This is a genomic window from Vagococcus sp. CY52-2 (genome assembly GCF_022655055.1).
In the GTDB taxonomy this organism is placed as follows: Bacteria; Bacillota; Bacilli; order Lactobacillales; family Vagococcaceae; genus Vagococcus.
The window spans coordinates 1295656-1320247 of record NZ_CP093384.1; the positions used below are offsets into that span (position 1 = coordinate 1295656).

Genomic DNA, 24592 nt, shown 5'->3' on the forward strand with positions numbered 1-24592 from the left:
TATTTGGGAATTAAAATGGTCACGATTGATATTGACGGCACTTTAGTCAATTCAGAAAGAAAATTAACACCAAAAGTGAAGGAAACAATTAAAAAAGCTTCTGATAGTGGGATTGATATTGTTTTAACAACAGGAAGACCAACTATTGGCGTAATTGATTTAGTAAAAGAACTTGAATTAGAAAATGACCACAGTTTTATTATTACATATAATGGTGGCATGATTCAAAATGCTGGAACAAAAGAAATTATTTTACGTCATTCACTGTCATTAGATGACTATCAAGATGTCGAACTATTATCACGTAAACTAGGCGTTCATTTCCATGTACAAGATGCTGATACAATGTATACAGCTAATCCTGATATTAGTCCCTATACCATTAACGAAGCAGTAATCACAGGTATTCCACTACAATATAAACCGGTAAATGACATGACAAAAGATATCAAACTTGTAAAAGCAATGATGATTGATCATGAAGATATTCTTGATGCAGCAATTAAAAAAATTCCACAAGAATTTCATGAACGCTTTGCCATCGTTAAAAGTGCTCCTTACTATCTAGAGATACTAGATCCTAAAGCAACTAAAGGAGAATCAGTCAAAGAACTGGCTGAGCATCTAAACATTAAACAAGAAGAAGTCATGGCAATTGGTGACAATGAAAATGACTTATCTATGATTGAATATGCAGGTATTGGGGTTGCGATGGGAAATGCTGTAGACAGTGTAAAAAGCATTGCAAACAAAATAACTAAAACAAATGATGAAGATGGTGTAGCATATGCCATTAACGAATGGGTGCTTAACAATAACTAAAAAAATCCAGTTACTAGTTTTCTAGTAACTGGATTTTTCATTTACTTATTTGTTTTCTTCCCCATACCAATCATAATGGAACACGCCATCACGATCTTTACGTTCGTAAGTATGAGCACCAAAGTAATCTCTTTGTGCTTGAATGATGTTAGCAGGTAAATCTTTTGTACGATAAGAATCGTAGTAAGAAATAGCTGATGAGAATGTGGGAACAGGTACACCTGTTTCAACAGCTAAGGCAACAACATCACGAACTGATTGTTGGTATTTTGTTGTGATATCTAAGAAATAATCATCTAAAATAAGATTTTTAATTTCTGGATTTCGTTCATAGGCATCCGTAATTTTTTGTAAGAATTGGGCACGAATAATGCATCCTGCTCTAAAGATTTTCGCTATATTACCATAATTTAGATCCCAACCATATTCTTCACTAGCCATACGCATTTGAGCAAATCCTTGTGCGTAACTCATGATTTTACTAAAGTATAATGCTTGACGAATTTTTTCTACAAATTCTTTTTTATCTCCAGTAAATTCTTTCACTGGTGGTACAGGAATAATCTCACTTGCCGCTACACGCTCAGTTTTTAATGCTGAGATATATCGAGCAAAAACAGATTCTGTAATAAGCGGTAGTGGTGTTCCTAAATCAAGTGCGTTTTGACTTGTCCATTTACCAGTTCCTTTATTACCAGCAGCATCTAAGATAACATCAACAATTGGTTTACCGGTTCCTAAATCATCTTTACGCGTTAAAATATCTGACGTGATTTCGATTAAGTAGCTGTCCAACTCACCTGTATTCCATTCTTTAAAAATGTCAGCAACTTCTTCAACTGATAAACCTAAAACGCGAGTTAAGATGTCATATGATTCAGCAATTAATTGCATGTCTCCATACTCGATTCCATTATGTACCATTTTTACATAGTGACCTGCACCATTTGGTCCAATATACGTCACACATGGCACACCATCTTCTGCTTTTGCTGCAATTTGTTCAAAGATTGGGGCTACTAATTCATACGCTTCTTTTTGTCCACCTGGCATCATAGAAGGCCCTTTTAACGCCCCCTCTTCTCCACCAGATACACCAGTACCGATAAAGTTAATACCAGAAGTTGCTAACGCTTCATTACGACGGATAGTATCTTTGAAGTAAGTATTCCCACCATCGATTAACACATCCCCTTCATCTAAAAATGGTAGTAAACTTTCGATTGTTAAATCAGTCGCTTTACCTGCTTTTACCATTAATAAAATTCGTCTTGGTGTTTCAAGAGAATTAACAAACTCTTCGATAGAATAAGTTGCAACTAAATTTTTATCAGGATACTCTTTGATTACTTCCTCTGTTTTTGATGATGTACGGTTAAAAATAGAAACAGTGTATCCTCTACTTTCTATATTTAACGCTAAGTTTTTACCCATGACTGCCATACCGACAACACCAATTTGTTGTTTAGACATACATCTTCCTCCAATTCTTTTTTCAAAAAATGATACTTTTTTATCTATATTATATCTTGCTAATAATTATAGCTTATTTTACCTAAAATATAAATAGACATGACTTTTCTTATGAGATATCACATCTAGACAAAAGAAAAACAGCAAAAATAATCAATAACATACTGACTATCTCGATAGGTTTTAAAACCAATCCTAAAAATAAAACTGAAAATAAAGCTGAACTTAGTGGTTCAAATGATGTTAATAAACTCGAAAACTGTGGTGGTATATATTCTGTACTTTTAAGTAAACAGATATATGAAAAAACGGTACCAATAATCACTATAACTAAAATCCCTAGTAACACACCAGGTGTAAAAGTAGGTACATCTTGCCAAATCGGTTGATAAACCTGAAAAGACACCCCACCTATTAGCATACCCCATCCTATAATAAGTGTTGTTCCATATTTTGCCATAAGTTTTCTTGGTTGAATAATATAAAAAGCACCTAAAAATGCTGATAATAATCCCCAAAACAACCCATTCGGTGACATAGCTAATTCATTTAGGTTTCCTTTAGTTACTAATAAAAAAGTCCCCAATAATGATAGCACAATACTGACCACACTTGATTTATTTGGTAGCTCTTTCTTTTCGATAATAAAATAAACGACTAATAATATTGGTGATAGATATTGTAATATCGTTGCAGTCGCTGCATTACTAACTTGAATAGCTTTGAAAAAAGAATACTGTAACCCAAGTACTCCCAGTACACTAAAAATAATTAATTGAATTAATTCAGTTTTATTTTTTAGAGGAGATAAGCTATCTTTATTCCCTTTTCCCATTTGATACATTAAAATTAAAAAACCTGCCACAATCATTTTAACGGCTACAAGCCAACTAGCTGATACGTGTTTTGTTGTCATCAAATATTCAGCCACTACTCCAGATGCTCCCCAAAAAACTCCACCTAAAATAGCTAAAATCATACCCTTTAATTTACTACTTCTTTTTTCCATTTTTTCACCTCCCCCTTATCGCTTTATTCTACAGCTTTAAGGCCTATAAAAACAATAAAAACCTAGAAATATTCTAGGTTTCCATCGTTTATTTTATGGTTAATTTTAAGTGTTCTAAATTCGTATACATAACAGACAGATAATCTTCTCCCCCATCCATCTCTTTTTTAGTCAAACTCTCTAACGGATTAAGTTCTGAAAGTGTCGCCCCAGTTGCGCTAGTAATGGTTTCGGCTACTTTTGATGACGCGCTACTTTCTGTATAAATCACTTTAATATTATCTTTTTTGACTAAGTCTTCAATATTTTTTAATTCTTTAGGTGTAGGTTCTTGATCAGGAGAAATGCCAGAAATTGCCACCTGTTTTAATCCATATTGTTTAGCTAAATATGAAAAGGCAGTGTGTTGTGTGACAAATGTTTTTTGAGTGGCATCTTTTGTTGCATCCACGTAAGCTTCATTTAATTTATTTAGTTTCTGTGTAAAGTCAGTTGAATTCTTTTCATAGATATCTTTATTTGGTGTATCAACTTCAACTAAGCCTTTTGTAATCGTCTCTACTTCTTTTTTAGCCAAAACAGGATCTAACCACACATGCGGATCTAATTGATGATCATGTGAGGCTTCTCCTTCATGCTCATGTTCTTCAGTTGCTTCCATCAAGTCAATACCTTGGCTTGCTTCAATCACTTTCACTTTTTTCGTATCAATAGATGCAAGGACATCTCTTACCCATGTTTCCATCTCGTTTGAATTATAAATAAATACATCAGCATTTTGAATTTTTGCCAAATCTTTTGCACTGGGCTCATAATCATGCGGTTCTACACCAGCTTCTGTTAAAACCGTCACCTCTGCTTTGTCTCCCGTAACTTTTTTCGCAAAATCATACATGGGATAAAAAGAGGTTACCACTTGTAGTTTATCTGCTTCTTTTTTATCTTCTTTTACCGTATTACCACATGCAACAAGTAAACTAGTCAAAGCGACACCTAAAATAATTTTCGTTATGCGTTTCATGGTATATCCTCACTTTCGCTCAAATCGTAAACATTACTATCTAATAATATATATTACATGTTTTTTATAGTTATTTCAAGTAAAAATAAAAAAAGTAAAACAAATAAACTGTTTTACTTTTTTCGTCTTACTTATTTTTTCTTTTTCTTATGACCTGAAGAAAAGGCATCTTTCATTTTATCAAAAAAACCTTCTTCTTGTTCAACTACTGCTTTTTCACCATTTAATTCAGCAAATTGACGTAGAAGTTTCTTTTGCTCTTCATTCATTTTAGTTGGTGTATCAACATGAACCGTTACTTGTTGATCGCCATTTCCATTACTACGTAATCTTGGTGCACCTTTTCCTTTAAGTCTAAAGGTTGTACCTGTTTGGGTCCCTGCTGGTATTCTTAACTTCACTCGTCCATGAACAGTTGGGACTTCAATCTCGTCTCCTAGCGCTGCTTGAACAAATGTAATATGGTGATCATAATAGATTTCAGAACCATCTCTTTCAAAGATTGGGCTTTCTTCCACACTAAAGACTACATATAAATCACCATAAGGTCCACCATTATAACCTGCTTCCCCTTGTCCAGATAAACGCATTTGTTGTCCATCTTCAACACCAGCTGGAACAGTCACTTTAACAGAATGAGACTTAATCATACGTCCAGCACCATGACATGTTTCACATTTTTCTTTAATGATTTTACCTGTCCCTTGACACTCATCACATGATTGTTGACTCATCATACGTCCAAGTGGCGTTTGTCTTTCAACATTAATAACACCTGAACCATGACATTTAGGACAGTTTTCTGGATGAGTTCCTGGTTTTGCTCCAGTTCCATGACATGTCGCACATTCGTCTTCACGATTATAACGAATATTTTTTTCTAACCCGAAGATTGCTTCATTAAACGTTAAATCTAATGTATACTGCAAATCAGAACCTTGTCTTGGCGCATTAGGATTACTAGAACGTCCTCCACCGCCAAAGAATGATTCAAAAATATCTTCAAACCCTCCGAAACTACCACCAAAATCTTGGAAACCACCACCGCCAAAACCACCAGCACCAAAGTTTGGATCAGTACTTGCATGGCCATATTGGTCATAAGCTGCACGTTTTTGTGCATCACTTAATACTTCAAATGCTTCAGATACTTCTTTAAACTTCTCTTCTGCATCGGGTTCTTTATTTATGTCTGGATGATATTTTTTGGATAGTTTACGATAGGCTTTTTTTATTTCATCATCTGTTGCTGTTTTAGATACTCCTAAAACCTCATAATAATCTCTTTTGGCCATATATAACTAACCCCCCATTTTTCTAAAACGTCTAAATTCGTTTAAATCATACCACAAATCAGTCAATTTTAGAATGCTTTATCGTAATAATCAAGAGAAAAAGCCAAAAGCACAATGCTTTGGCTTTTTTCTTGACTCATCATTATTTTTCGTCGTCGTTGATTTCTTCAAAGTCTGCATCAACAACATCATCCGCGCCACTTTGTGCTGCTTCTGGATTTTCTTGTGCTTGTTGTGCTGCCGCTTGCTCATATAATTTAACAGTTAAAGCTTGGACAATTTCATTTAATGCATCGCGTTTAGCTTTCATGTCTTCAATGTTATTAGCTTCTACAGCTGCTTTTAATTCATCACGAGCATCTTCCGCTTTTTTCACTTCGTCCGCATCAACTTTTCCTTCTAACTCGCCTAAAGTTTTGTCAACTGAGAATAATAACGCATCGATGTCGTTACGTAAATCAACTTCTTCTTTACGTTCTTTATCTGCTTCAGCATTTGCTTCAGCATCTTTCACCATACGTTCAATTTCTTCATCTGTTAGACCTGAAGATGATTTGATTGTAATAGTTTGTTCTTTTTGAGTACCTAAGTCTTTTGCACTTACGTTAACAATACCATTTTTATCGATATCAAATGATACTTCGATTTGTGGCACACCACGTGGAGCTGCAGGAATATCTGTTAATTGGAATCTTCCTAATGTTTTGTTGTCAGCTGCCATTGGACGTTCACCTTGTAAAACATGGATATCAACGGCTGGTTGGTTGTCTGCTGCTGTAGAGAAGACTTGTGATTTACTTGTTGGGATTGTTGTGTTACGGTCGATTAATTTAGTAAACACGCCACCCATTGTTTCAATACCTAATGATAACGGTGTAACATCAAGTAAGACAACATCTTTAACATCACCAGTGATTACTCCACCTTGGATAGCAGCACCCATTGCGACTACTTCATCAGGGTTAACTGATTTGTTAGGTTCTTTTTTAGTTTCTTTTCTTACAGCTTCAACTACTGCAGGAATACGAGTAGATCCACCAACTAAGATAACTTCATCAATTTCTGAAGTTGAAATACCAGCATCTTTAATTGCTTGACGAACTGGAATTTTAGTTCTTTCAACTAAATCAGATGTTAATTCATCAAATTTCGCACGAGTTAAGTTTAACTCTAAGTGAAGAGGTCCAGCTTCTCCAGCAGTGATGAATGGTAAGCTAATTTGAGTGCTTGTTACACCTGATAAATCTTTTTTCGCTTTTTCAGCAGCATCTTTCAAACGTTGTACTGCCATTTTATCTTTAGACAAATCAATGCCATTTTCTTTTTTGAATTCTTCTACTAAGTAGTCGATGATTTTTTCGTCAAAGTCATCCCCACCTAAGTTGTTGTCACCTGCAGTTGATAATACATCAAATACGCCATCACCTAGTTCAAGGATAGACACGTCAAATGTACCACCACCTAAGTCAAATACTAATACTTTTTCATCACGGTCAGTTTTATCTAAACCATAAGCTAAAGCTGCTGCAGTTGGTTCGTTAACAATACGTTCAACTTCTAAACCAGCGATTTTACCAGCATCTTTTGTTGCTTGACGTTGAGCATCGTTGAAGTAAGCTGGAACAGTAATAACTGCTTTATCAACTTTTTCGCCTAAGTAATCTTCAGCAAATCCTTTGATGTATTGTAAAATCATCGCTGAAACTTCTTGTGGAGTATATGATTTTCCTTCAACTTCTACTTTATATCCAGGTTCACCCATATGACGTTTAATAGAAGAAATTGTATTTGGGTTTGTTACTGCTTGACGTTTTGCTACTTCACCAACTTGGATTTCACCATTTTTAAACGATACAACAGATGGTGTTGTACGGTTACCTTCTGGATTAGTAATAATTTTTGCTTCTCCGCCTTCTAATACAGCTACTGCAGAGTTTGTTGTTCCTAAGTCAATACCAATTATTTTACTCATATTAAAAATCTCCTTTATCTAATTATTTTATTTAAATATCATTTATATTATTGTGTCACGATAACCATTGATGGTCTTAAAATACGATCATGCAATATATAACCTTTTTGTAACACTTGAACAATCACATCTGATTCTTGACCATCTTCAGCGGGAACTGTTTGGACGGCTTGATGTAAATTTGGATCAAATTTTTCACCTTCAGCTTTTATCTCTTCGATACCAGATTCTTTAAAAGCATGTAACATACTTTCTCTCACCATCTCAATTCCTTTTTTCATCGCCTCACCATGCTCATCGCTCACTTCAATTGCTAACGCACGATCTAAGTTATCCAAAGCTGGTAATAACTCTTTTGCTAATTCTTGTGCCCGATATCTAGAAGCTTCCTCACGCTCTTTTTTATGTCGATTGCGCATATTCGCAATTTCTGCTTGAGCTCTTAGGAATTGATCTTCCATCTTATCTAAATCTTCCTGTAATGTTTGTTCTAACGATTCTTCCGTTTCGTTTTCTTCTACCACTTCTTCGGTCTCAACAGCCTCATTTGTTTCAGCTATCGACTCTTCGTCTTTTTTTTCTTCCTCGTTAACTTTATCAACTGATTCGTCTTTCTTCACTTTAGTCAGTCTCCTTTCACTCTCCACTATTTTCCAAATGTCGATAATATGTTTCTAGATGTCTAGATAGCTCATCCGTCAAAACATCCATAACTCCTAACAGTTTCGAATAAGACATGTTAGCAGGTCCTAAAACAGCTACTAATCCTTTGCCTCGTTGAAAAACATCGTACGATCCAGTTACTAAACTCATGTTTTGTAACAATTCATTGTTTAGTTCATCTCCAATTTTAATATCAATTTTTTCATCTTTATCCGATATAAGAAGCTCAGTCAATTTATCTGTATCACTAATTAAGGAATACACTGACTGAAACTCATTTGGGTTTGTAATAGCAGCAGAATTTAATAAATTCATCCCTCCACCCACATAAATTTGTTCATCAAAAGCTTGATTAAACACATCTTCGAATAAGAATAAAATATTACTTGAATTATTAAAATAACGTTGGAGAACTAATGGAATCTCCGTTCGAAGCTTATGGTAAACTGTCAAAAGTGTTTCTCCCAACAATCGATCATTGATGATTCGAATCATTTTTTCGATATCTTCAGTTGACACTGAACTTGGAATTGAGAACACTTGACTTTCAACATATCCTTGATCAATCACAATAATCGCCATTAATTGGCGAGTATTCAACGGAACAATTTGAAACCCAGTTAATCGACGTTCTTTTACCTCTGGCCCTAACGAAAAGGCTGTATAACTTGTTAAATCGGATAAAATATTAGCAGACCACTCAATGATTTCATTTGTGGCGTTAAACTTGCGATTAAACAATCGTTTGATACGTTGAACATCGGTAGAACTAATCTTACTAGGATCCATTAAATGATCCACATAATAACGATATCCTTTCATTGAAGGAATTCTACCGGAAGACGTGTGCATTTTTTGAATAAGACCAAAATCTTCCAATTTCGACAGCTCATTTCGAATGGTTGCTGAACTAACTGTAATCCCGTTATTCATCAAGGTCTTCGATCCAACAGGTTGTCCTGTTTCAGTATAGAGCTGAACTAATAATTGTAAGATGTGTTCTTGTCTCATACTCAACATGCGAATCACCTTCCTTATTAGCACTCATTCACACTAAGTGCTAACTACATTATTAATATAACAAGGATTAATTTTTTTGTCAACTAAAAGCCTCTCCTTTTTAGCACTCTTTGTTATAGAGTGCTAAATCTAACGATACCATATTAATAAAGCTTAATAAACAAAGGATTCATCTATATTATGACAAATCTATAAATGAGTAATCACAAGAATATGTCAATTTATTTTGTCAAAAAAACGAGAATAACAAAAAAACAGCCTAATTTTTTCTCTTTAGACTGTTTCATACTTATTTTTCTAATAAAAATTTCTCAAAAACATCATTTCCTAAAATTAATCCTTTATCCGTTAACGAAATAAAGCCATCTCTTATTTGAATCATTTCTTCCTCTATTAAACGCTCAGCGACACTTCCATAAATAGATTCAAATGTTTGACCAAATTTTTGTTCAAAATTAGGTAGAGAAACACCTTGTTTTTTACGTAATCCTAAAAACATTTCCTCTTCCATTTGATGCTTAATCGTTAAATTTTCTGTTGTAATAGTAGGTAAGTTATTTTGTCTTAAGGGTTCTAAGTAATGTTGGATAGGTCCATGATTTTTATAACGAATATTGCCTAAATAACCACTTGCTCCTGCGCCCAATCCATAATAATGATCATTATTCCAGTAAACCAAGTTATGTTTGCTCTCTTTTCCTACTTCAGCAAAATTACTCACTTCATACTGATGTTTTCCAGCTAACGTCATGCGTTCGATAGCTCGCTCAAACATATCTCCCTCAACATCAATCCCTGGTAAATGCAATCTGCCTTGCCTTGCCCAATTATAAAACATGGTTTTATTTTCTAAAATCAATGAATACATAGAATAATGAGGTAAATCTAGTGCCAAAGCTTTATCCAGCGTGTCTTCAAAACTTTCCATTGTTTGATTTGGTAAAGCATAAATTAAATCAATACTAACATTGGAAAAATCAGCACGTTCTAAAAGAGACATCGTATCAAATACATCTTGTGCTGAATGTTTTCGACCAATTTTTTTTAATAACCTATTATCAAACGTTTGAACTCCCATAGACAATCGATTGACCCCATGTGTTTGAAGAACTTTTATTTTATCCATTGTCAAATCACCTGGATTAGCCTCTACAGTAAATTCATCACTTGGGTTAAACGGTAATAATTCTTTTATACCACTTAATAGACGGTCGAGCTGTTTAGCAGATAAAGACGTTGGTGTACCACCACCAATATAAATGGTTTCAGTTGTATCTGATGGATAAGCTTCTTTTGTTAACTTGATTTCTTTCAACAAAGCCTCAATGTATTCATCAACAGGTTGTCCTTCAATAAATACTTTATTGAAGTCACAATAAAAACAGATATGTTCACAAAAAGGAATATGTATATAGGCTGACGTCATATTAGTCCTCCTCTTGCATCAAAATAATCCCTTGTATTTTGTTCATCTTGTTTTAATTGGGCAATTAGTCCATCCACATTATCAAATTTTTGCTCTCCACGTAAAAAGTGTAGCCATTCAACACTCACTTGTTCACCGTAAATATCATCTGAAAAATCTAGAATATTGACTTCGATGGTCATTGGACGATTGCTCTCAAATGTGATATTGTATCCTATTTGCGCCATACCCATATACCATTTATTTGCTACTTTTATCTTCACAACATATACCCCACCAGTAGGTAATAACGAATATGTTGGCACTTTAATATTAGCAGTTGGATACCCTAATAATCGACCGCGTTTATCTCCGTGTACTACAATACCCGTTGTTTCATAAGCATAGCCCAATAATTTGTTCGCTGCATACATATCACCTATCTTCATGCATTCACGAATAGCTGTTGAACTAACTTTTTCGTCATGTTCACTTAATTTTTCAACTTCAACTACTTCAAATCGACCTTTTGCATAGGTAGGTAAGATACTCATATTGGCAATATCTTTCTTTCCATAGGTATAATCAAATCCTGCTACAACAACTTTAGCATGCAATCCTACCATGTATTCATCGACGAAATCTTGTGGCGAAAGACTGGCAAAAGAAGACGTAAACTCAATGATATATAAATAATCGACACCCAATTGCCTCATTTTTTCTTCTTTCTGCTCAATTGTTGTAATGTATTTCATTTTCTTATAGTTTACTTTTTGGAAAACAACTGCAGGATGATGATTAAATGTCATCACAGCCAATTTTAATCCTTTTTCATTTGCTATAGTCTTAGCTGTTCGGATTACTTCTTGATGGCCTCTATGAACGCCGTCAAAAAAACCTAAAGCTAACACGACATCATCCTTAGGTAAGTCACATGGATCATACGGATGATGAATATTAATAATTTGCATAACATATACTCCTTTAATCGTTTCGAATCACTTTAACTGGCTTAAATAAGCCAGGTTTACTTGGGTGTTTACCATATAAACTAACAAGTTGTTGATTGTAGAATAATGCAATCAACGGTGTGTCATCATATCCCTCAAAAAAAGAATCTGGCATCACTAATCCATTTCTGATTAATTGATACTCATCTGGTGTTAATCGTTTTTTAGGAAACGTCTCGACAGCTCTCTCAAGCGGATAGAATATTTCTGATGATTGATTATCTTCAACAAGTTCTCTTACTCTTTCTAACGTAATGGCTTCTTTCACGTCAAACCCTCCACTTGATAACCTCGTCAAATCTGACATATGTGCCTCATAACCTAATTTTTTTCCTGTATCCACAGCAAGTGTTCTAACATACGTTCCTTTTGCACAATCCACTTCAAATTTCCAAGACTGTGTCTGTGTTTCTTCTGAAAAGATTGGTTGACTGATGCGTTTATAACGATGAATAACTGTTTGTCTAACTGGACGATCAACTGATTCGCCTTTTCTCGCATAATCATATAATCGTCGACCATTCACTTTAACAGCAGAATACATAGGAGGAATTTGTTGAATATCACCTGTGAAAGATAACATAGCTTCATCAATTTCTTTTTCTGTTAAAGGCTTGGTAATAGGACTTTTTGCCACAATTTCCCCACTTGCATCTTCTGTTTCTGTTGAAAATCCAAGGGTTATTTCCCCAACATATAGTTTATTGGATTCTTGCAAATACTCAACAACTTTTGTTGCTTTACCGACACAAATAGGCAATATGCCATCAACATCTGGGTCAAGTGTGCCACTATGTCCAACTTTTTTTGTTTTTAAGATTTTTCTTAACTGGAAAACACAATCATGACTTGTCATGCCACGTGGTTTCCATAGAGGGATAATTCCTTCCATTTGTCTTCTCCTACTCTTTTCATCATTTCCTCAATATTATAGCATACTTAAAGACCTAATTAGGATAAAAGCGATTGTAAACATAAAAAAAGGAGGCCGCCCTCCTTTTAGGTGTCTATTATAATTTCCATCCCCACTCATGTCTCATGGCGTCCATCAACTCAATCACTCGTTGACTGACTTCTCGACAATCAGGAACATGCTCTAAGTCTTTTTCACTAGCCAAATGATTTAACATATCCATCTCATAGGTAAATACATCTTTTCCATCGCCTGCTTCAATGACTTGTGTTGTTCCATCATTATAAAAGATATTGGCTGTTGTCGCTCTTGGAAAATCATTAATCATTAAATAGCCTTCATCACCTGTGACTAAAATTTGTTTTGGTAATCTTCCTCTAAACGATAACATCACACTAGCTAGTTCGTTATTTTTTGTTTTTAATGTAGTCACTGATTTTTCATCAACGCCACTTGGTGCCATGACAACCTCAGAAGAAACTAACTCAATGTCTGTCCCTAATAAATAAACAGCTGCTGATAAGGCATATGGTCCAATATCAAATAATGCCCCACCGCCTTTTTCTAATGAGAAAAATCGATTATTTACATCATATTCTTTACAACTACCAAATGTGATATTCGCCCCACTAATTTTACCTAACACATTTTGTTCTAATAAATGGCTCACTTCATGATACATTGGCATGAAGAATAATGTTACAGCTTCCAGTATAACCACGTGATACTTTTTCGCTAATTCAAATAACTCACGTGCTTGGTCAGCATTTAATACCATCACTTTTTCACATAATACATGTTTACCCTTTTCGATTGCTTTTTTAGCATAGTCATAATGCGTTTGATTTGGTGTTGCAATATAGACACACTCAAGGGTATCATCATTTAAAAACTCATCATAATCTGTGTAGCCATTATGTAATTGATGGGCTTCTTTAAACGTTTCAAGAGATCTTGGGTTACGATTATACACTGAATGGACCGTGTATTTTGACGTATCTACTTGCGTTACAAATTCTGTTGCAATCACACCTGTCCCAACTATTCCGATATTTTTTACCAATCGAATCGCCTCCTAATTAATCTAACCTTAGTGTATCATACTTCATTATTATGCGTTAATCATTCCTATTTTATGAAAAATTAAAAAGACCAGAAGAAATAAATTTTCCTCTAGTCTTTTTTAAATTAATCTTTATGCAATCCTCTTAATAGTTCATCAATATGATTTCCATATTCGACTGACTCATCTCTTGCAAAGGTAATTTCAGGTGTTTTATAGATACTTAATCTATGACCTAATTCACGACGAACTAATCCTGTCGCTTTATCCAATCCTTCTTGCGCTTTTTGCTTATCAGACGCTTTATCACTCAACAAGCTATAAAAAATAGTTGCTTCTTGTAAATCACCAGTTACTTTTACGTCAGTGATACTTACATCTTGTACACGTGGATCACGCACTTTTTTATGTAAAATATCATTCACTTCTTTTAATATTTCTTGAGCGACACGACGATCTCGGTAATTTGCCATATGCTTATCCTCCTCATATAAATGAGCTGAATTATTTTTTCACTTCTTCCATGATGAACCCTTCAATGACATCATCAACTTTTACGTCATTGTAATTTTCAAGAGTGGCACCACATTCAAATCCCATTTTTACCTCTTTTGCATCATCTTTAAATCGTTTCAAACTAGCTAGGTTACCTTCATGGATAACAATACCATCACGAATTAAACGAATACCACAATCACGACGAATGAAGCCTTCTGTTACGTAACATCCTGCAATTGTCCCAACTTTAGACACATTGTAAGTTTCACGAACTTGCATTTGTCCTGTAATTTTTTCAACAAATTCAGGATCAAGCATTCCTTTCATCGCTGTTTCAATTTCTTCGATAACTTTATAGATGATTCTGTGTAAACGAATATCGACTTGTTCTTGTTCTGCTTGTGTACGAGCTTGTGCTGTTGGACGAACATTAAAACCGACGATAATCGCATTACTTGCAGAAGCTAATGTAATATCACTTTCATTAATTGCCCCAACTGCTGAATGGACAATTTTCACACGAACGCCTTCAACATCAATTTTGGTTAAACTAGCAGCTAATGCTTCAGCTGACCCTTGAACGTCCGCTTTGATAATAACGTTAACTTCTTTCATTTCGCCATCTTTCAGACTTTCGAATAAGTTATCTAATGTCACACGTTGACTCACTTGACGTTGTTCTAATAAAGCACGTTTTGCTCTTTCTTCTCCAGCTGCACGAGCTGTTTTTTCGTCTTCGAAGGTTACAAATCTGTCACCAGCTTGTGGTACATCATTTAACCCGGTAATTTCAACTGGTGTTGCTGGTCCAGCTGTTTTATCACGACGACCAATATCGTTTGTCATCACACGCACACGTCCGTGGGTGTTACCAACAACGATTGGGTCTTGAACATGTAGTGTTCCTTGTTGTACTAATAAGGTTACAACAGGTCCTTTACTTTTATCTAAGCGTGCTTCAATAACTGTACCGATTGCACGTTGTGTTGGGTCAGCTTTTAAGTCTTCCACTTCAGAAACAAGTAAAATCATTTCTAATAATTCTTCAATATTATCCCCAAATTTGGCAGAGATTGGAACAAAAATGGTGTCTCCACCCCATGATTCTGGAATCAAGCCATATTCACTTAATTCTTGCATCACGCGATCTGGATTGGCACTTGGTTTATCAATTTTATTGACCGCCACAATAATTGGGACTTCTGCTGCTTTAGCATGGTTAATGGCTTCAACTGTTTGAGGCATGACACCATCATCTGCTGCTACAACCAAAATGGTAATATCTGTGATACTTGCTCCACGAGCACGCATACTAGTAAACGCCGCATGTCCTGGTGTATCTAAGAATGTAATTGGTTTGCCATCAATATCAATTTGGTAGGCACCAATATGTTGTGTAATCCCGCCTGCTTCACCAGATGTTACTTTTGCATTTCTTAATGTATCTAATAAGGTTGTTTTACCATGGTCAACGTGTCCCATAACAGTCACAACAGGAGGACGACTGACTAATTTATCAGGATCAACAACATCTGCTTCAAAGAATTTGTCAATATCAGCCACATCTTCTTGAACTTTTTCTTCCGCTTCAATACCATAATCTGCCGCCAATAATTCAATTGTATCTTTATCTAATGCTTGATTTTGGTTAACCATCACACCTAATAGGAATAATTTTTTAATAATTTCTGCTGGTTCACGGTAAATTTTCTTAGCAATATCTGCTACATTCATGCCTTCAGTGTAAACTAACACTTCTGGTAATTCTTTAAATTTACGTGGTGGTACAGCTGGCTTATTAGATGTTTGCTGTTTGCCTTTTTTATTGTTACGTCGCTTATTATTTTTGTTATAGCGATTGTTTTGGTTTCCTTGATAAGGTCGGTTACCATTGTTATTACGGTTTCCACCTTTATTTTGGTTATTGTTATTACCTGTTGAATTATTGCTTCTATTTGCTTGATTAGATGTATTTCCAGCTGGTTTTTTTGTTCCATTTGCTGAAGATTTTTGGTGATTATTTTGTTTATTCGTTGGTTGTTGTTTGTTTTGATTCTGATTATTCACTCGATTACCCTTACTGTTATCATTATTTTCTAACTTTTTATTAGAATGATTATTTTTTTTAGCTGGTACTTGACCAGTTTTTTTATTATCTTGTCCCTTAGCTTTTGAAGGTGCTAATAGGTGTTTGACTTTGTCAATATCTGAGTCATTTAATGTACTCATATGATTTTTCACATCAACACCTGCGGACTGAGCTTTTTCTACGATATCTTTACTTGGAACATTTAGTTCTTTTGCTAATTCATATACGCGTTTTTTACTCATTCTCTCACCATCCTATTCTGTCATTAGTTCACACATCTTTCGAGAAAATCCGGTGTCACATACCCCGACAATCATACGATTTTTACCAATAGCAGAACTCAGTTCGGCTGAGGTGCATGGCGAAATCAATTTTGTATGATAACTATGACACTTGTCTCTCATTTTTTTTTCGGTATTTTCACTTGCGTCACTTGCTAAAATCACCAAATTTACAGTATTTTTTCTCACTGACTGTAAGGTTGTTTCTTCACCAGTCACAAGTTTACCGGCTTTCATTGCTAAACCTAGGAGATTAAGAAATCGTTGTTTATTTTCCATTTCCGAATAATTCTCTCCTTGCTTTTTGATGTGACACATAGTCTAGCAACTCTTGATAGAAGTCATCTGTTAATGTATCGTTTAATACTCTGTCTAAAATTTTTTGATCCCAACTTTTTTGGACGACATCTGGTTCCATAGATAGATAAGCTCCACGACCTGGCATTTTTCCAGTTGGATCAATCGAAATCTCGCCTTCTTTAGAACGAACAATACGAATCATTTCTTTTTTGGGTTTCATTTCATTTGATACAACACATTTACGCATTGGAATTTTTCTTTGTTTCATCTATTTCGCCTCCCAAAAAGTGGTATTATTCTTCATCTTCTTCAACAGTTACGACAATGTCTTCTGTAGCGTTCTCTGTTGATTCTTCTGATGTAGTTTCTTCTGATATTTCTTCCACAGCTTCATCTAATACATCTTCAACGACTAATTCTTCATTTGCTTCAAGTACTTCTTCAAGTAACTCTTCTTCATTTTCTGCAGCTATTTTTTCCCATTCGGATTCAGGTTTAATATCAATTTTATAGCCAGTTAATTTAGCCGCTAATCTCGCATTTTGTCCACGTTTCCCAATAGCTAATGATAATTGGAAATCTGGCACAACGACTGTACAAGCACGTTGGTTTGGCTCAAAAATAACATCTAATACTTGTGCTGGATTTAGTGCATTTGAGATAAAGACAGCAGGGTCTTCATTCCACTCCACGATATCCATGTTTTCGCCTTTTAATTCATTAACAATGGCTTGAACACGTTGTCCTTTTGGTCCGACACACGTTCCAACTGGATCAATGTCTTTATTAGCAGCTGTCACTGCGACTTTTGCTCTGTCTCCTGCTTCTCTTGCAATACTAATAATCTCTACTTCTCCATCATACACTTCTGGTATCTCTTGTTCAAATAATCGTTTTAATAAATCTGGATGGCTACGACTAACGTAAACTTGTGGACCTTTTGATGTATTTTCTACTTTTGAAATATAAACCTTGATGCGATCGTGTGGTTGATAAACTTCATTTGGGATTTGATCTTGTTTAGATAATACGGCTTCAATTTTACCTAAATTGACATAAATATAGCGATTATCTTGACGTTCCACAATTCCTTGCATAATTTCATTTTCGTAAGCACTAAATTCATTATAAATAATTGAGCGTTCTGCTTCACGTACACGTTGTAAGATAACTTGTTTAGCTGTTTGTGCTGCAATACGGCCAAAGTCTTTTGGGGTTACCTCAAAACGAATCATATCACCAATTTCATAAGCACCATTAATTTTTAACGCTTCTTTCAAGCTAACTTCTAATTGAGAATCCATGACTTCTTCTGTTACTTCTTTAACAGAAAAAATATGCACATCCCCCTTTTTCTCATCAAACTCAACATCTACATTTTGTGCTTGTCCATAGTGACGTTTATACGCTGAAACCATTGCTGCTTCTAGTGCTTCAATGACGATACTTTTTGAAATACCTTTTTCGCGTTCAAGAGCATCTAGTGCTCCTAACATTTCCTTGTTCATGTATTTCCTTAACCTCCATTTTAAAATTGAATAGCCAATCTTGCTTTGGCAATATTTTTTCTATCAAATGTCATTTCTTTTTCTTGCGTTTTAATTTTTACTAATAGGGTGAGCGTCTCTGGGGTTACTTCTTTTAAGAAACCTTGATACTGCTTTTCTCCTTCAACAGCTTGATAAAAAGAGATATTTACATACTCTCCAATAGCATTAACATAATCTTCTTCTTTTTTCAAAGGTCTTTCTGCCCCTGGTGAAGACACCTCTAAGAAATAGGCTTGTGGAATCGGATCTGGATCGATTGTGTCAAGTTTTTCACCTAACGCCTCACTGACTAGTGCACATTCGTTGATATCAATACCGCCATCTTTATCAATAAATACTCTTAGGAACCAATTTTTCCCTTCTTTAACATACTCAATATCTACTAAGTCAAATTGATAGTCTTCCAAGATCGGAGTAACTAAGTCAGTGACTATTTCGACTACATTTGCCAATATTTTCGCCTCCCTATACATTTTCGAGAAATTCATCAAAAAGAGTGAGCGTCAACACGCTCACTCTTTCCACTCATATCACACAATTTCATATTAGCATATTTTTCATAACTATTCAATGTTACTAACTTTTTTTTGAAAATACGGTTAAGATTTTTCTAAGATTTTTATTTTTAATTCTTTATTAAAAAATTTTTGTTAATTTAACTAAAGATATTGATTATTTCAAAGGAGTACTAACATGACTAGAACGAAAAAAATTATTACTGGATTACTAATTGGACTGCCTCTCTTTATCATGGCAGAAGGCATTCGTGAAAACAGACAACTTGATGTTGAATCAATTTTCATCACAAGTAATCGGGTTAATGATAATCCTGTAAAAATTGCGCACTTATCCGACTTACAGTTTCCAAGATTAAGAGTTAGTCAAACACAATTATTAAACGAATTAGAAAAAGAACAACCTGATGTCGTGTTTTTAACTGGTGACACGATTGATCGCACTGAGTCTGTAGAAACAACCGAATTTTTTGATTTTTTAACTACATTAACCTCGCGCTACCAAACTTATGTTATCAATGGTAACCACGAAGAAACAAACCCAGATTATGCTTTATGGAGACAAAAAATCAAAGCCAGTGATGCGGTTTATTTAGAAAATGATGTCACTAATTTAGTCATCAACAATAATGCCTTTAACCTTGTTGGATTAAGTAATCGACACACTTCACTTTCAAGTAAAGATATGGCGAAAATGAATACTAATCAAGAGACGTTAGTTTTAGCGCATCATCCTGAACTATTTGATGAATACATTAACTCTTTTAATAGCCCTCTTGCTATTTTTAGCGGTCATGCTCATGGTGGACAATGGCGTTTACCTAAAACAGATGGTCTTTTATCACCTGATCAAGGGGTGTTACCAAAACTAACAAATGGCTTATACATTAAGAATGACTCAAATCTTATTGTCAGTCGTGGCCTAGCTAACAGCAAATTCCCAATTAGACTAAATAACTATCCACACCTCATTTTTACCACTATTAAACAGGCATAGAAAAAGCGTTGGCACATCATGTACCAACGCTTTTTTCTTAATATAATGTACCATAAAACACATCTCTTCTTTTTAATCACGTTCAAGAGGCAATAATTCTTCCTCCATAACTTGTACTAACTCTTTTTTAAAACTTTTCCAGTACCTTAACTTGCTGACAGGGTTATCGTTAGATTCTTTATACTGCTCATAATTTGATGAATCTCTTAACTCCTGTTCGCCAACTTGTTTTTCTTTTTTAGGATTATAGTTGTTAACGACATATCGCAAATCACCTTCATTAACTGACCATTTTTCAGCAAGCTGAGAGGTTTCATTTAGCTTTTTATCTTGTATTAAACGATTTAATAAGATAGATATATCTTTATCACGATAATGTTCAGGATTTTGACGAATATCTTCCCATAACGTTTTGATTAACGCTGACAGTTTTTGATTAGATTGAGACAATTCTTCCAAATACTTATCAATTTCTTTGGCTGATTTGTCATCTTGTCTCCCTATCAGCTCATACTCATCATCTCCTACCGGAACATATCGTTGAATCAACATCAAAATATAATCATAATTAATATTTTCTGTTTTAACTGACTCTAACTCATAAAAAATATCAATATCAATTTTTCCCCCTGGCTTATCCGAAAATTCTTTCATTTTTTCTAACACATTGTTATATTTACCAGTGTACTCTTCAAATTCTTTTTCCGTAATAGGAAATAAACTGCCCATTTGTTCTTCAGAAAATTCTGTATAGACTTGCGATGAAGCATAGTATTTATCCACTTGTTGAAACGACCTAGCGAATTTTTTTAATTGGACTATACTCGATGAATCAATATCAATTGCATGTGGATTTGGTTCTACCAATTTCAACTCCTCAATTGCCTCAATAAATCGATCTCTCGTTTCTTCCCACGTTGGAGCTAACACCTCATTTTCTCCACCATTTGAATATAAAATCAACGCATTGGTCACCGCTGCTTCAAAGGTTGCTGGATCTTGAAATGTCACAATTTGACCATAACGTTTGTATTTGTCAAATAAACGATTTGTCCGTGAGAATGCTTGAATTAAATTATGTTCTTTCATCGGTGGTCTATCAATAAACAACGTCGATAAACAAGGTGCGTCAAATCCTGTTAGCAACCTATCTACCACAATCACTAAATCAAGCTGTTCGCTTCGTGCTTTATACTGCTCTTTTTTTCGTGCCAATCGGTCATTAACATTTCGATTATATGCACGCATTGTTTCGAGCGTATAGTGTGTGCCATACTCTTCATTATAATCTTCCAATGCTTCTTTCATCTTCTCTTGATTACTTGAAGAAGATGTCTCATTTTCAGAAATAGAATATGTTATAGCCACCTTAGGAAAGTCTGGTAATACTTTTTTAGTTGCCTCTGATACACTCACACTAGATTTTCCAGCCTTTACTTTTTTTATCAAATCATAATATTTTTGTGCCTGTGAGATAGACGTCGTTGTCAAAATAGCATCATATGTCTGACCTGCCCCCAAGTTAAACCCTAATTTTTTGCGAGATTTATTGATAATGGAGTCTATCACTTCTAACATATGTGCCTCATCTAAATACACTTCATTTGGAACGTAATATTCTTTTTCCATCAAACTCATCTCATAGACAGCCAACTCAGATTTTTTATCTGAACTTTCCACAATATCATCCAGCTGTTCTTCTGAAAAAGTGGTCTTGTACTCCACTTGGAATCCTAAAACTGCTTTGTCATGTATTGCTTCTTTTACAGTGTATTTATGTAAACACTCACCGTATTGTTGTTTTGTTGTTCTAGGGAGATTGCCTTGTACCTTTTTTGCATTTTCAACAAAAATAGGAGTACCTGTAAAGCCATACCAAAGAGATTCGATAAAAAAGGTTTCTAATTCTCTTTTTTTCTCTGGACTAACAGCTCGGTGACATTCATCGACAACAAGCGCCAGCTTAAGACGACGTAATGTTTGATATTTTTTATTTTCTGGATTTTCTTCAACTCGATGCATGACATGATTTAATTTTTGTATCGTCGTCACTACCACCGAGCGTTCATCAGATAATAGTTTTGTAATTAACTCAGATACATTGTTAGTCTCATCAATATCTATCACATCATTTTCAGCATATGACGTAAATGACGTGGTTGTTTGTTGGTCCAAATCCACTCTATCCACAATAAATATGGTTTTATCAATAGATGAAATTTGTAATAAATTTCTAGCTACTTTATATGACGTCAAGGTTTTTCCAGAACCTGTTGTATGCCAAACGTAACCTGACTTAGATTCTTTAGACGCTTGTTTAACTGCTTCAATCGCATGAATTTGATACGGACGAAGTAAAATCAATGCTTTTTTATCATTATCAATCACGCTATATTGTGTCACCATTTTATGTGCCATTGGAATCGACAACACATGTTTGGCAAAATCCACATAATTATCCACTGCTTTGTTGTCTTCATCCACCCATTTTGTTAAAAATTGGGCATTAAGTTTAGTATCTTGTGCTGAAGCAATGTAACGTGTATCTGATCCATTTGTGACCACAAACATCTGAACACTAGAAAAAATACCAGTAAATTTGCCTTCTTTCAAATATTTTGAAATTTGACGAAACGCATCCATATAAGCATTATTCTTATTTTTTAATTCAATATGAATCATGGGTAACCCATTAATCAATAACGTGACATCAAATCGTCGATCATTGTCCATGTATTCTTTTTTAGTTGAGACATATTGATTGATGACCTCATAAGATGATATGCCACCTGCGACATCCTCACGATTCAACACACGTAGCCTAATAGTTCCTAACTTAGCATCTTCACGCTGCACCTGAACCTTTGCGACACCATTTTCACCTGACAACCACTTAGCAGCTTCATAAAAATTTGGAAAACTTAACTGATTTTTTATTTGGCGAAATTCTTGTTCTGTTAAAAGTGTTTCACCTAGTACATCTAAATTATTCATTTCTAATTTATCTTTAAAATTATCCCATAAATCATCTTCTGTTTTTAAATCTGGTCGATAAGTCCATTGTGATTCACCGGAAATTAACTGTTCGATTAATTGTTTTTCTAAATCTAACTCTGAAGTAAACTTACCCAACATTTTTTCCCACTTTCTCTCTTTTTACGTAATTTTATTATACATCATTTTCCCTCTTTCTACACACGCTTGGGAACAGCGTAAAGCAAAAGATATATTTAAACCTCTTGTAGAAAAGAATAGAAAAGAATTACCAGTCTTATCTGTTACACAAGATATGGGTGTAGTTTATAGGGAAGATGTTGGCATAGATATAAAATACGATTTGAATACTTTAAATAATTATAAAGTTGTTAAGCCTAATGATTTTATAATTAGCTTAAGATCTTTTCAAGGAGGCTTTGAGCTATCAGATAAACTAGGTATTGTTAGCCCAGCATATACAATTTTTAATGCGTTAGAAGAAAGGAATAATTATTCGCTATTTTGGAAAGTTTTCTTTAAGAGATTTATTTTTATTGAATCTTTAAAAACTGTTACGTTTGGAATTAGAGATGGTAAGTCAATCAGTTTTACTGAATTTGGAGATTTAAAATTAGCTTTTGCTAATTTAGAAGAACAAACCAAAATAGGTAACTTCTTCAAACAACTAGACGATACTATCGCACTTCATCAGCGTAAGGTTTAAAAGTTGGATAAATACCTCATAATTTTATCGTTATCTTGATTTTCTAATTCTTGAATGATATGTAAATAAATTTGTTGAGTTGTTGTCATGTTAGCATGACCTAAACGTCTTGCTACACTCGCAATAGAAACACCTGCAAATAACAATAACGACGCGTGTGTATGCCTTAACCCATGGATAGAGATTACAGGAACATCTGCTTTTTCACATAGTCTTTTTAAACGATGATTAACTGTGGAATTAAAAACACGTCCATTAATAAAAATTGGTTGATGACTAGGCATCCCTTCAACCATCTGAGCAAATTGCATGGTTGTTTTCCAATCTAATTGGATATGACGTTTTGAGGAATGATTTTTTGTTTCTTGAAAGTGTCCATTAGCTTCCTTATAATTCCAAGTTTTAGAAATAGAGAGTGTTTGATAAGCGAAGTTAAAATCACTAGGAGTAACAGCTAATGCTTCTGAAAATCGTAATCCAGTTTTAGCGATTAATAATATTAACCAATCATGATTAAAAACTGTTGGTAAAAATAATTCATCCAATAATTTCTGTAAATCAAACTGACTAATGTATTTTGTTTTCTTCTTTCTGGGAATCTTACCTTTTATGACCACTTTACGAGTTGGATTAGTTGGAATGAGATTTTCGTCCATTGCATCTAGCAACGCCCCTTTTAACTGATGATGAAAATCCATTGTAGTCTGTTTCTCATGTGTTTCAGCATAGTTATTTAAAATCCGCTGATACTCCCTCCTATCAATATTTTTTAACAAAACATCAGGTGCTAATTCTTTTAACCTAGTATAAGACATTTGATACTTTGATAAAGTCACTTCTCTTACTGCCCCAACTTTGTATAAATCTATCCACTCTAAGAAATATTCATGAAACAACAACTCTTTTCTATTACTCATTCTCTTTCCTCCTTAAATAGTTATAAAAAAGCAAAAGTAGACATACGACAAATTTAAAAATTTGTCGTATGTCTACTTT

The 24592-nt window shown here is 34.5% G+C and carries 20 protein-coding genes and 3 pseudogenes; 3 read left to right on the forward strand and 20 right to left on the reverse strand.

Annotated elements, in window-relative coordinates; translation table 11 throughout:
* Positions 1-3 precede the first annotated feature (3 nt).
* The gene (gene yidA / locus MN187_RS06430; RefSeq protein WP_242093638.1) at positions 4-822 is read left to right on the forward strand and encodes a sugar-phosphatase; all 819 of its coding nucleotides are present in this window, start codon (positions 4-6) and stop codon (positions 820-822) included.
* Between the two features lie 45 nt (positions 823-867).
* Here yidA and gnd read toward each other — a convergent pair whose 3' ends face one another.
* The 18 genes and pseudogenes from gnd to rimP form a co-directional block, all read right to left on the reverse strand.
* Entirely contained in the window at positions 868-2295 is a 1428-nt protein-coding gene (gene gnd / locus MN187_RS06435; protein WP_117973011.1) for an NADP-dependent phosphogluconate dehydrogenase, read from the reverse strand.
* Between the two features lie 109 nt (positions 2296-2404).
* The gene (locus MN187_RS06440) at positions 2405-3304 is read right to left on the reverse strand and encodes a DMT family transporter (protein ID WP_117973012.1); all 900 of its coding nucleotides are present in this window, start codon (positions 3302-3304) and stop codon (positions 2405-2407) included.
* An 88-nt stretch (positions 3305-3392) separates the two neighbouring features.
* Complete coding sequence (locus MN187_RS06445; RefSeq protein WP_242093639.1) at positions 3393-4325, reverse strand: metal ABC transporter substrate-binding protein; 933 nt, start codon at positions 4323-4325, stop codon at positions 3393-3395.
* A gap of 131 nt (positions 4326-4456) precedes the next feature.
* Positions 4457-5620, reverse strand: a complete 1164-nt coding sequence (dnaJ, locus tag MN187_RS06450; RefSeq protein ID WP_117973014.1) for a molecular chaperone DnaJ — start codon at positions 5618-5620, stop codon at positions 4457-4459.
* Between the two features lie 142 nt (positions 5621-5762).
* Positions 5763-7592 (reverse strand): molecular chaperone DnaK, encoded by a 1830-nt coding sequence (gene dnaK / locus MN187_RS06455; RefSeq protein ID WP_117973015.1) that lies wholly within the window; start codon positions 7590-7592, stop codon positions 5763-5765.
* Positions 7593-7639: 47 nt separating this feature from the next.
* On the reverse strand, positions 7640-8212 hold the full coding sequence (gene grpE, locus MN187_RS06460; RefSeq protein WP_117973016.1) for a nucleotide exchange factor GrpE: 573 nt from the start codon (positions 8210-8212) through the stop codon (positions 7640-7642).
* 16 nt (positions 8213-8228) lie between these two features.
* A complete protein-coding gene (gene hrcA / locus MN187_RS06465) occupies positions 8229-9275 on the reverse strand; it encodes a heat-inducible transcriptional repressor HrcA (RefSeq protein ID WP_117973017.1) in 1047 nt (348 codons plus the stop codon).
* Positions 9276-9564: 289 nt separating this feature from the next.
* The gene (hemW, locus tag MN187_RS06470) at positions 9565-10701 is read right to left on the reverse strand and encodes a radical SAM family heme chaperone HemW (protein WP_242093640.1); all 1137 of its coding nucleotides are present in this window, start codon (positions 10699-10701) and stop codon (positions 9565-9567) included.
* A complete protein-coding gene (locus MN187_RS06475) occupies positions 10698-11651 on the reverse strand; it encodes a bifunctional riboflavin kinase/FAD synthetase (protein ID WP_117973019.1) in 954 nt (317 codons plus the stop codon). The genes hemW and MN187_RS06475 overlap by 4 nt, the downstream gene beginning before the upstream one ends.
* 13 nt (positions 11652-11664) lie before the next feature.
* Entirely contained in the window at positions 11665-12582 is a 918-nt protein-coding gene (gene truB, locus MN187_RS06480; RefSeq protein ID WP_117973020.1) for a tRNA pseudouridine(55) synthase TruB, read from the reverse strand.
* Between the two features lie 118 nt (positions 12583-12700).
* Entirely contained in the window at positions 12701-13666 is a 966-nt protein-coding gene (locus tag MN187_RS06485) for a Gfo/Idh/MocA family protein (protein ID WP_158559438.1), read from the reverse strand.
* A 125-nt stretch (positions 13667-13791) separates the two neighbouring features.
* A complete protein-coding gene (gene rbfA, locus MN187_RS06490; RefSeq protein WP_241699157.1) occupies positions 13792-14139 on the reverse strand; it encodes a 30S ribosome-binding factor RbfA in 348 nt (115 codons plus the stop codon).
* A 31-nt stretch (positions 14140-14170) separates the two neighbouring features.
* A pseudogene (gene infB, locus MN187_RS06495) lies at positions 14171-16144 on the reverse strand (translation initiation factor IF-2); the annotation flags it as partial.
* Positions 16145-16386: 242 nt separating this feature from the next.
* Positions 16387-16495: pseudogene (locus MN187_RS10645) on the reverse strand (translation initiation factor IF-2 N-terminal domain-containing protein); the annotation flags it as partial.
* A gap of 12 nt (positions 16496-16507) precedes the next feature.
* Positions 16508-16813, reverse strand: a complete 306-nt coding sequence (locus MN187_RS06500; protein WP_071456580.1) for a L7Ae/L30e/S12e/Gadd45 family ribosomal protein — start codon at positions 16811-16813, stop codon at positions 16508-16510.
* Positions 16803-17102 (reverse strand): RNase P modulator RnpM, encoded by a 300-nt coding sequence (rnpM, locus tag MN187_RS06505; RefSeq protein WP_117973025.1) that lies wholly within the window; start codon positions 17100-17102, stop codon positions 16803-16805. The genes MN187_RS06500 and rnpM overlap by 11 nt, the downstream gene beginning before the upstream one ends.
* Positions 17103-17127: 25 nt before the next feature.
* The gene (nusA, locus tag MN187_RS06510) at positions 17128-18342 is read right to left on the reverse strand and encodes a transcription termination factor NusA (protein ID WP_117973026.1); all 1215 of its coding nucleotides are present in this window, start codon (positions 18340-18342) and stop codon (positions 17128-17130) included.
* Positions 18343-18362: 20 nt separating this feature from the next.
* Positions 18363-18836: a ribosome maturation factor RimP gene (gene rimP, locus MN187_RS06515; RefSeq protein ID WP_241699159.1), complete on the reverse strand. Its 474-nt coding sequence runs from the start codon at positions 18834-18836 to the stop codon at positions 18363-18365.
* 241 nt (positions 18837-19077) lie between these two features.
* Between rimP and MN187_RS06520 the strand changes: the two genes are divergently transcribed.
* Positions 19078-19896 (forward strand): metallophosphoesterase, encoded by an 819-nt coding sequence (locus MN187_RS06520; protein WP_242093642.1) that lies wholly within the window; start codon positions 19078-19080, stop codon positions 19894-19896.
* 72 nt (positions 19897-19968) lie between these two features.
* Here the strand turns inward: MN187_RS06520 and MN187_RS06525 are convergent, their stop codons facing one another.
* Positions 19969-23031 (reverse strand): type I restriction endonuclease subunit R, encoded by a 3063-nt coding sequence (locus tag MN187_RS06525; protein ID WP_242093643.1) that lies wholly within the window; start codon positions 23029-23031, stop codon positions 19969-19971.
* Between the two features lie 28 nt (positions 23032-23059).
* On the opposite strand from MN187_RS06525, the pseudogene MN187_RS06530 reads away from it, so the two are divergent.
* A pseudogene (locus MN187_RS06530) lies at positions 23060-23593 on the forward strand (restriction endonuclease subunit S); the annotation flags it as partial.
* Here the strand turns inward: MN187_RS06530 and MN187_RS06535 are convergent.
* Positions 23593-24513 (reverse strand): site-specific integrase, encoded by a 921-nt coding sequence (locus tag MN187_RS06535; protein WP_242093644.1) that lies wholly within the window; start codon positions 24511-24513, stop codon positions 23593-23595. The pseudogene MN187_RS06530 and the gene MN187_RS06535 overlap by 1 nt on opposite strands.
* Positions 24514-24592 lie beyond the last annotated feature (79 nt).

Excerpts from the sequence above, each read along its gene's own strand:
- dnaJ (WP_117973014.1), bottom strand. The coding sequence starts at position 5,620 with ATGGCCAAAAGAGATTATTATGAGGTTTTAGGAGTATCTAAAACAGCA.
- MN187_RS06525 (WP_242093643.1), bottom strand. The coding sequence starts at position 23,031 with ATGTTGGGTAAGTTTACTTCAGAGTTAGATTTAGAAAAACAATTAATC.
- rnpM (WP_117973025.1), bottom strand. The coding sequence starts at position 17,102 with ATGAAACAAAGAAAAATTCCAATGCGTAAATGTGTTGTATCAAATGAA.
- truB (WP_117973020.1), bottom strand. The coding sequence starts at position 12,582 with ATGGAAGGAATTATCCCTCTATGGAAACCACGTGGCATGACAAGTCAT.
- MN187_RS06440 (WP_117973012.1), bottom strand. The coding sequence starts at position 3,304 with ATGGAAAAAAGAAGTAGTAAATTAAAGGGTATGATTTTAGCTATTTTA.
- dnaK (WP_117973015.1), bottom strand. The coding sequence starts at position 7,592 with ATGAGTAAAATAATTGGTATTGACTTAGGAACAACAAACTCTGCAGTA.
- MN187_RS06520 (WP_242093642.1), top strand. The coding sequence starts at position 19,078 with ATGACTAGAACGAAAAAAATTATTACTGGATTACTAATTGGACTGCCT.
- MN187_RS06500 (WP_071456580.1), bottom strand. The coding sequence starts at position 16,813 with ATGGAAAATAAACAACGATTTCTTAATCTCCTAGGTTTAGCAATGAAA.
- hrcA (WP_117973017.1), bottom strand. The coding sequence starts at position 9,275 with ATGTTGAGTATGAGACAAGAACACATCTTACAATTATTAGTTCAGCTC.
- hemW (WP_242093640.1), bottom strand. The coding sequence starts at position 10,701 with ATGACGTCAGCCTATATACATATTCCTTTTTGTGAACATATCTGTTTT.
- MN187_RS06535 (WP_242093644.1), bottom strand. The coding sequence starts at position 24,513 with ATGAGTAATAGAAAAGAGTTGTTGTTTCATGAATATTTCTTAGAGTGG.
- nusA (WP_117973026.1), bottom strand. The coding sequence starts at position 18,342 with ATGAACAAGGAAATGTTAGGAGCACTAGATGCTCTTGAACGCGAAAAA.
- MN187_RS06445 (WP_242093639.1), bottom strand. The coding sequence starts at position 4,325 with ATGAAACGCATAACGAAAATTATTTTAGGTGTCGCTTTGACTAGTTTA.
- gnd (WP_117973011.1), bottom strand. The coding sequence starts at position 2,295 with ATGTCTAAACAACAAATTGGTGTTGTCGGTATGGCAGTCATGGGTAAA.
- MN187_RS06475 (WP_117973019.1), bottom strand. The coding sequence starts at position 11,651 with ATGCAAATTATTAATATTCATCATCCGTATGATCCATGTGACTTACCT.
- rbfA (WP_241699157.1), bottom strand. The coding sequence starts at position 14,139 with ATGGCAAATTACCGAGATCGTCGTGTCGCTCAAGAAATATTAAAAGAA.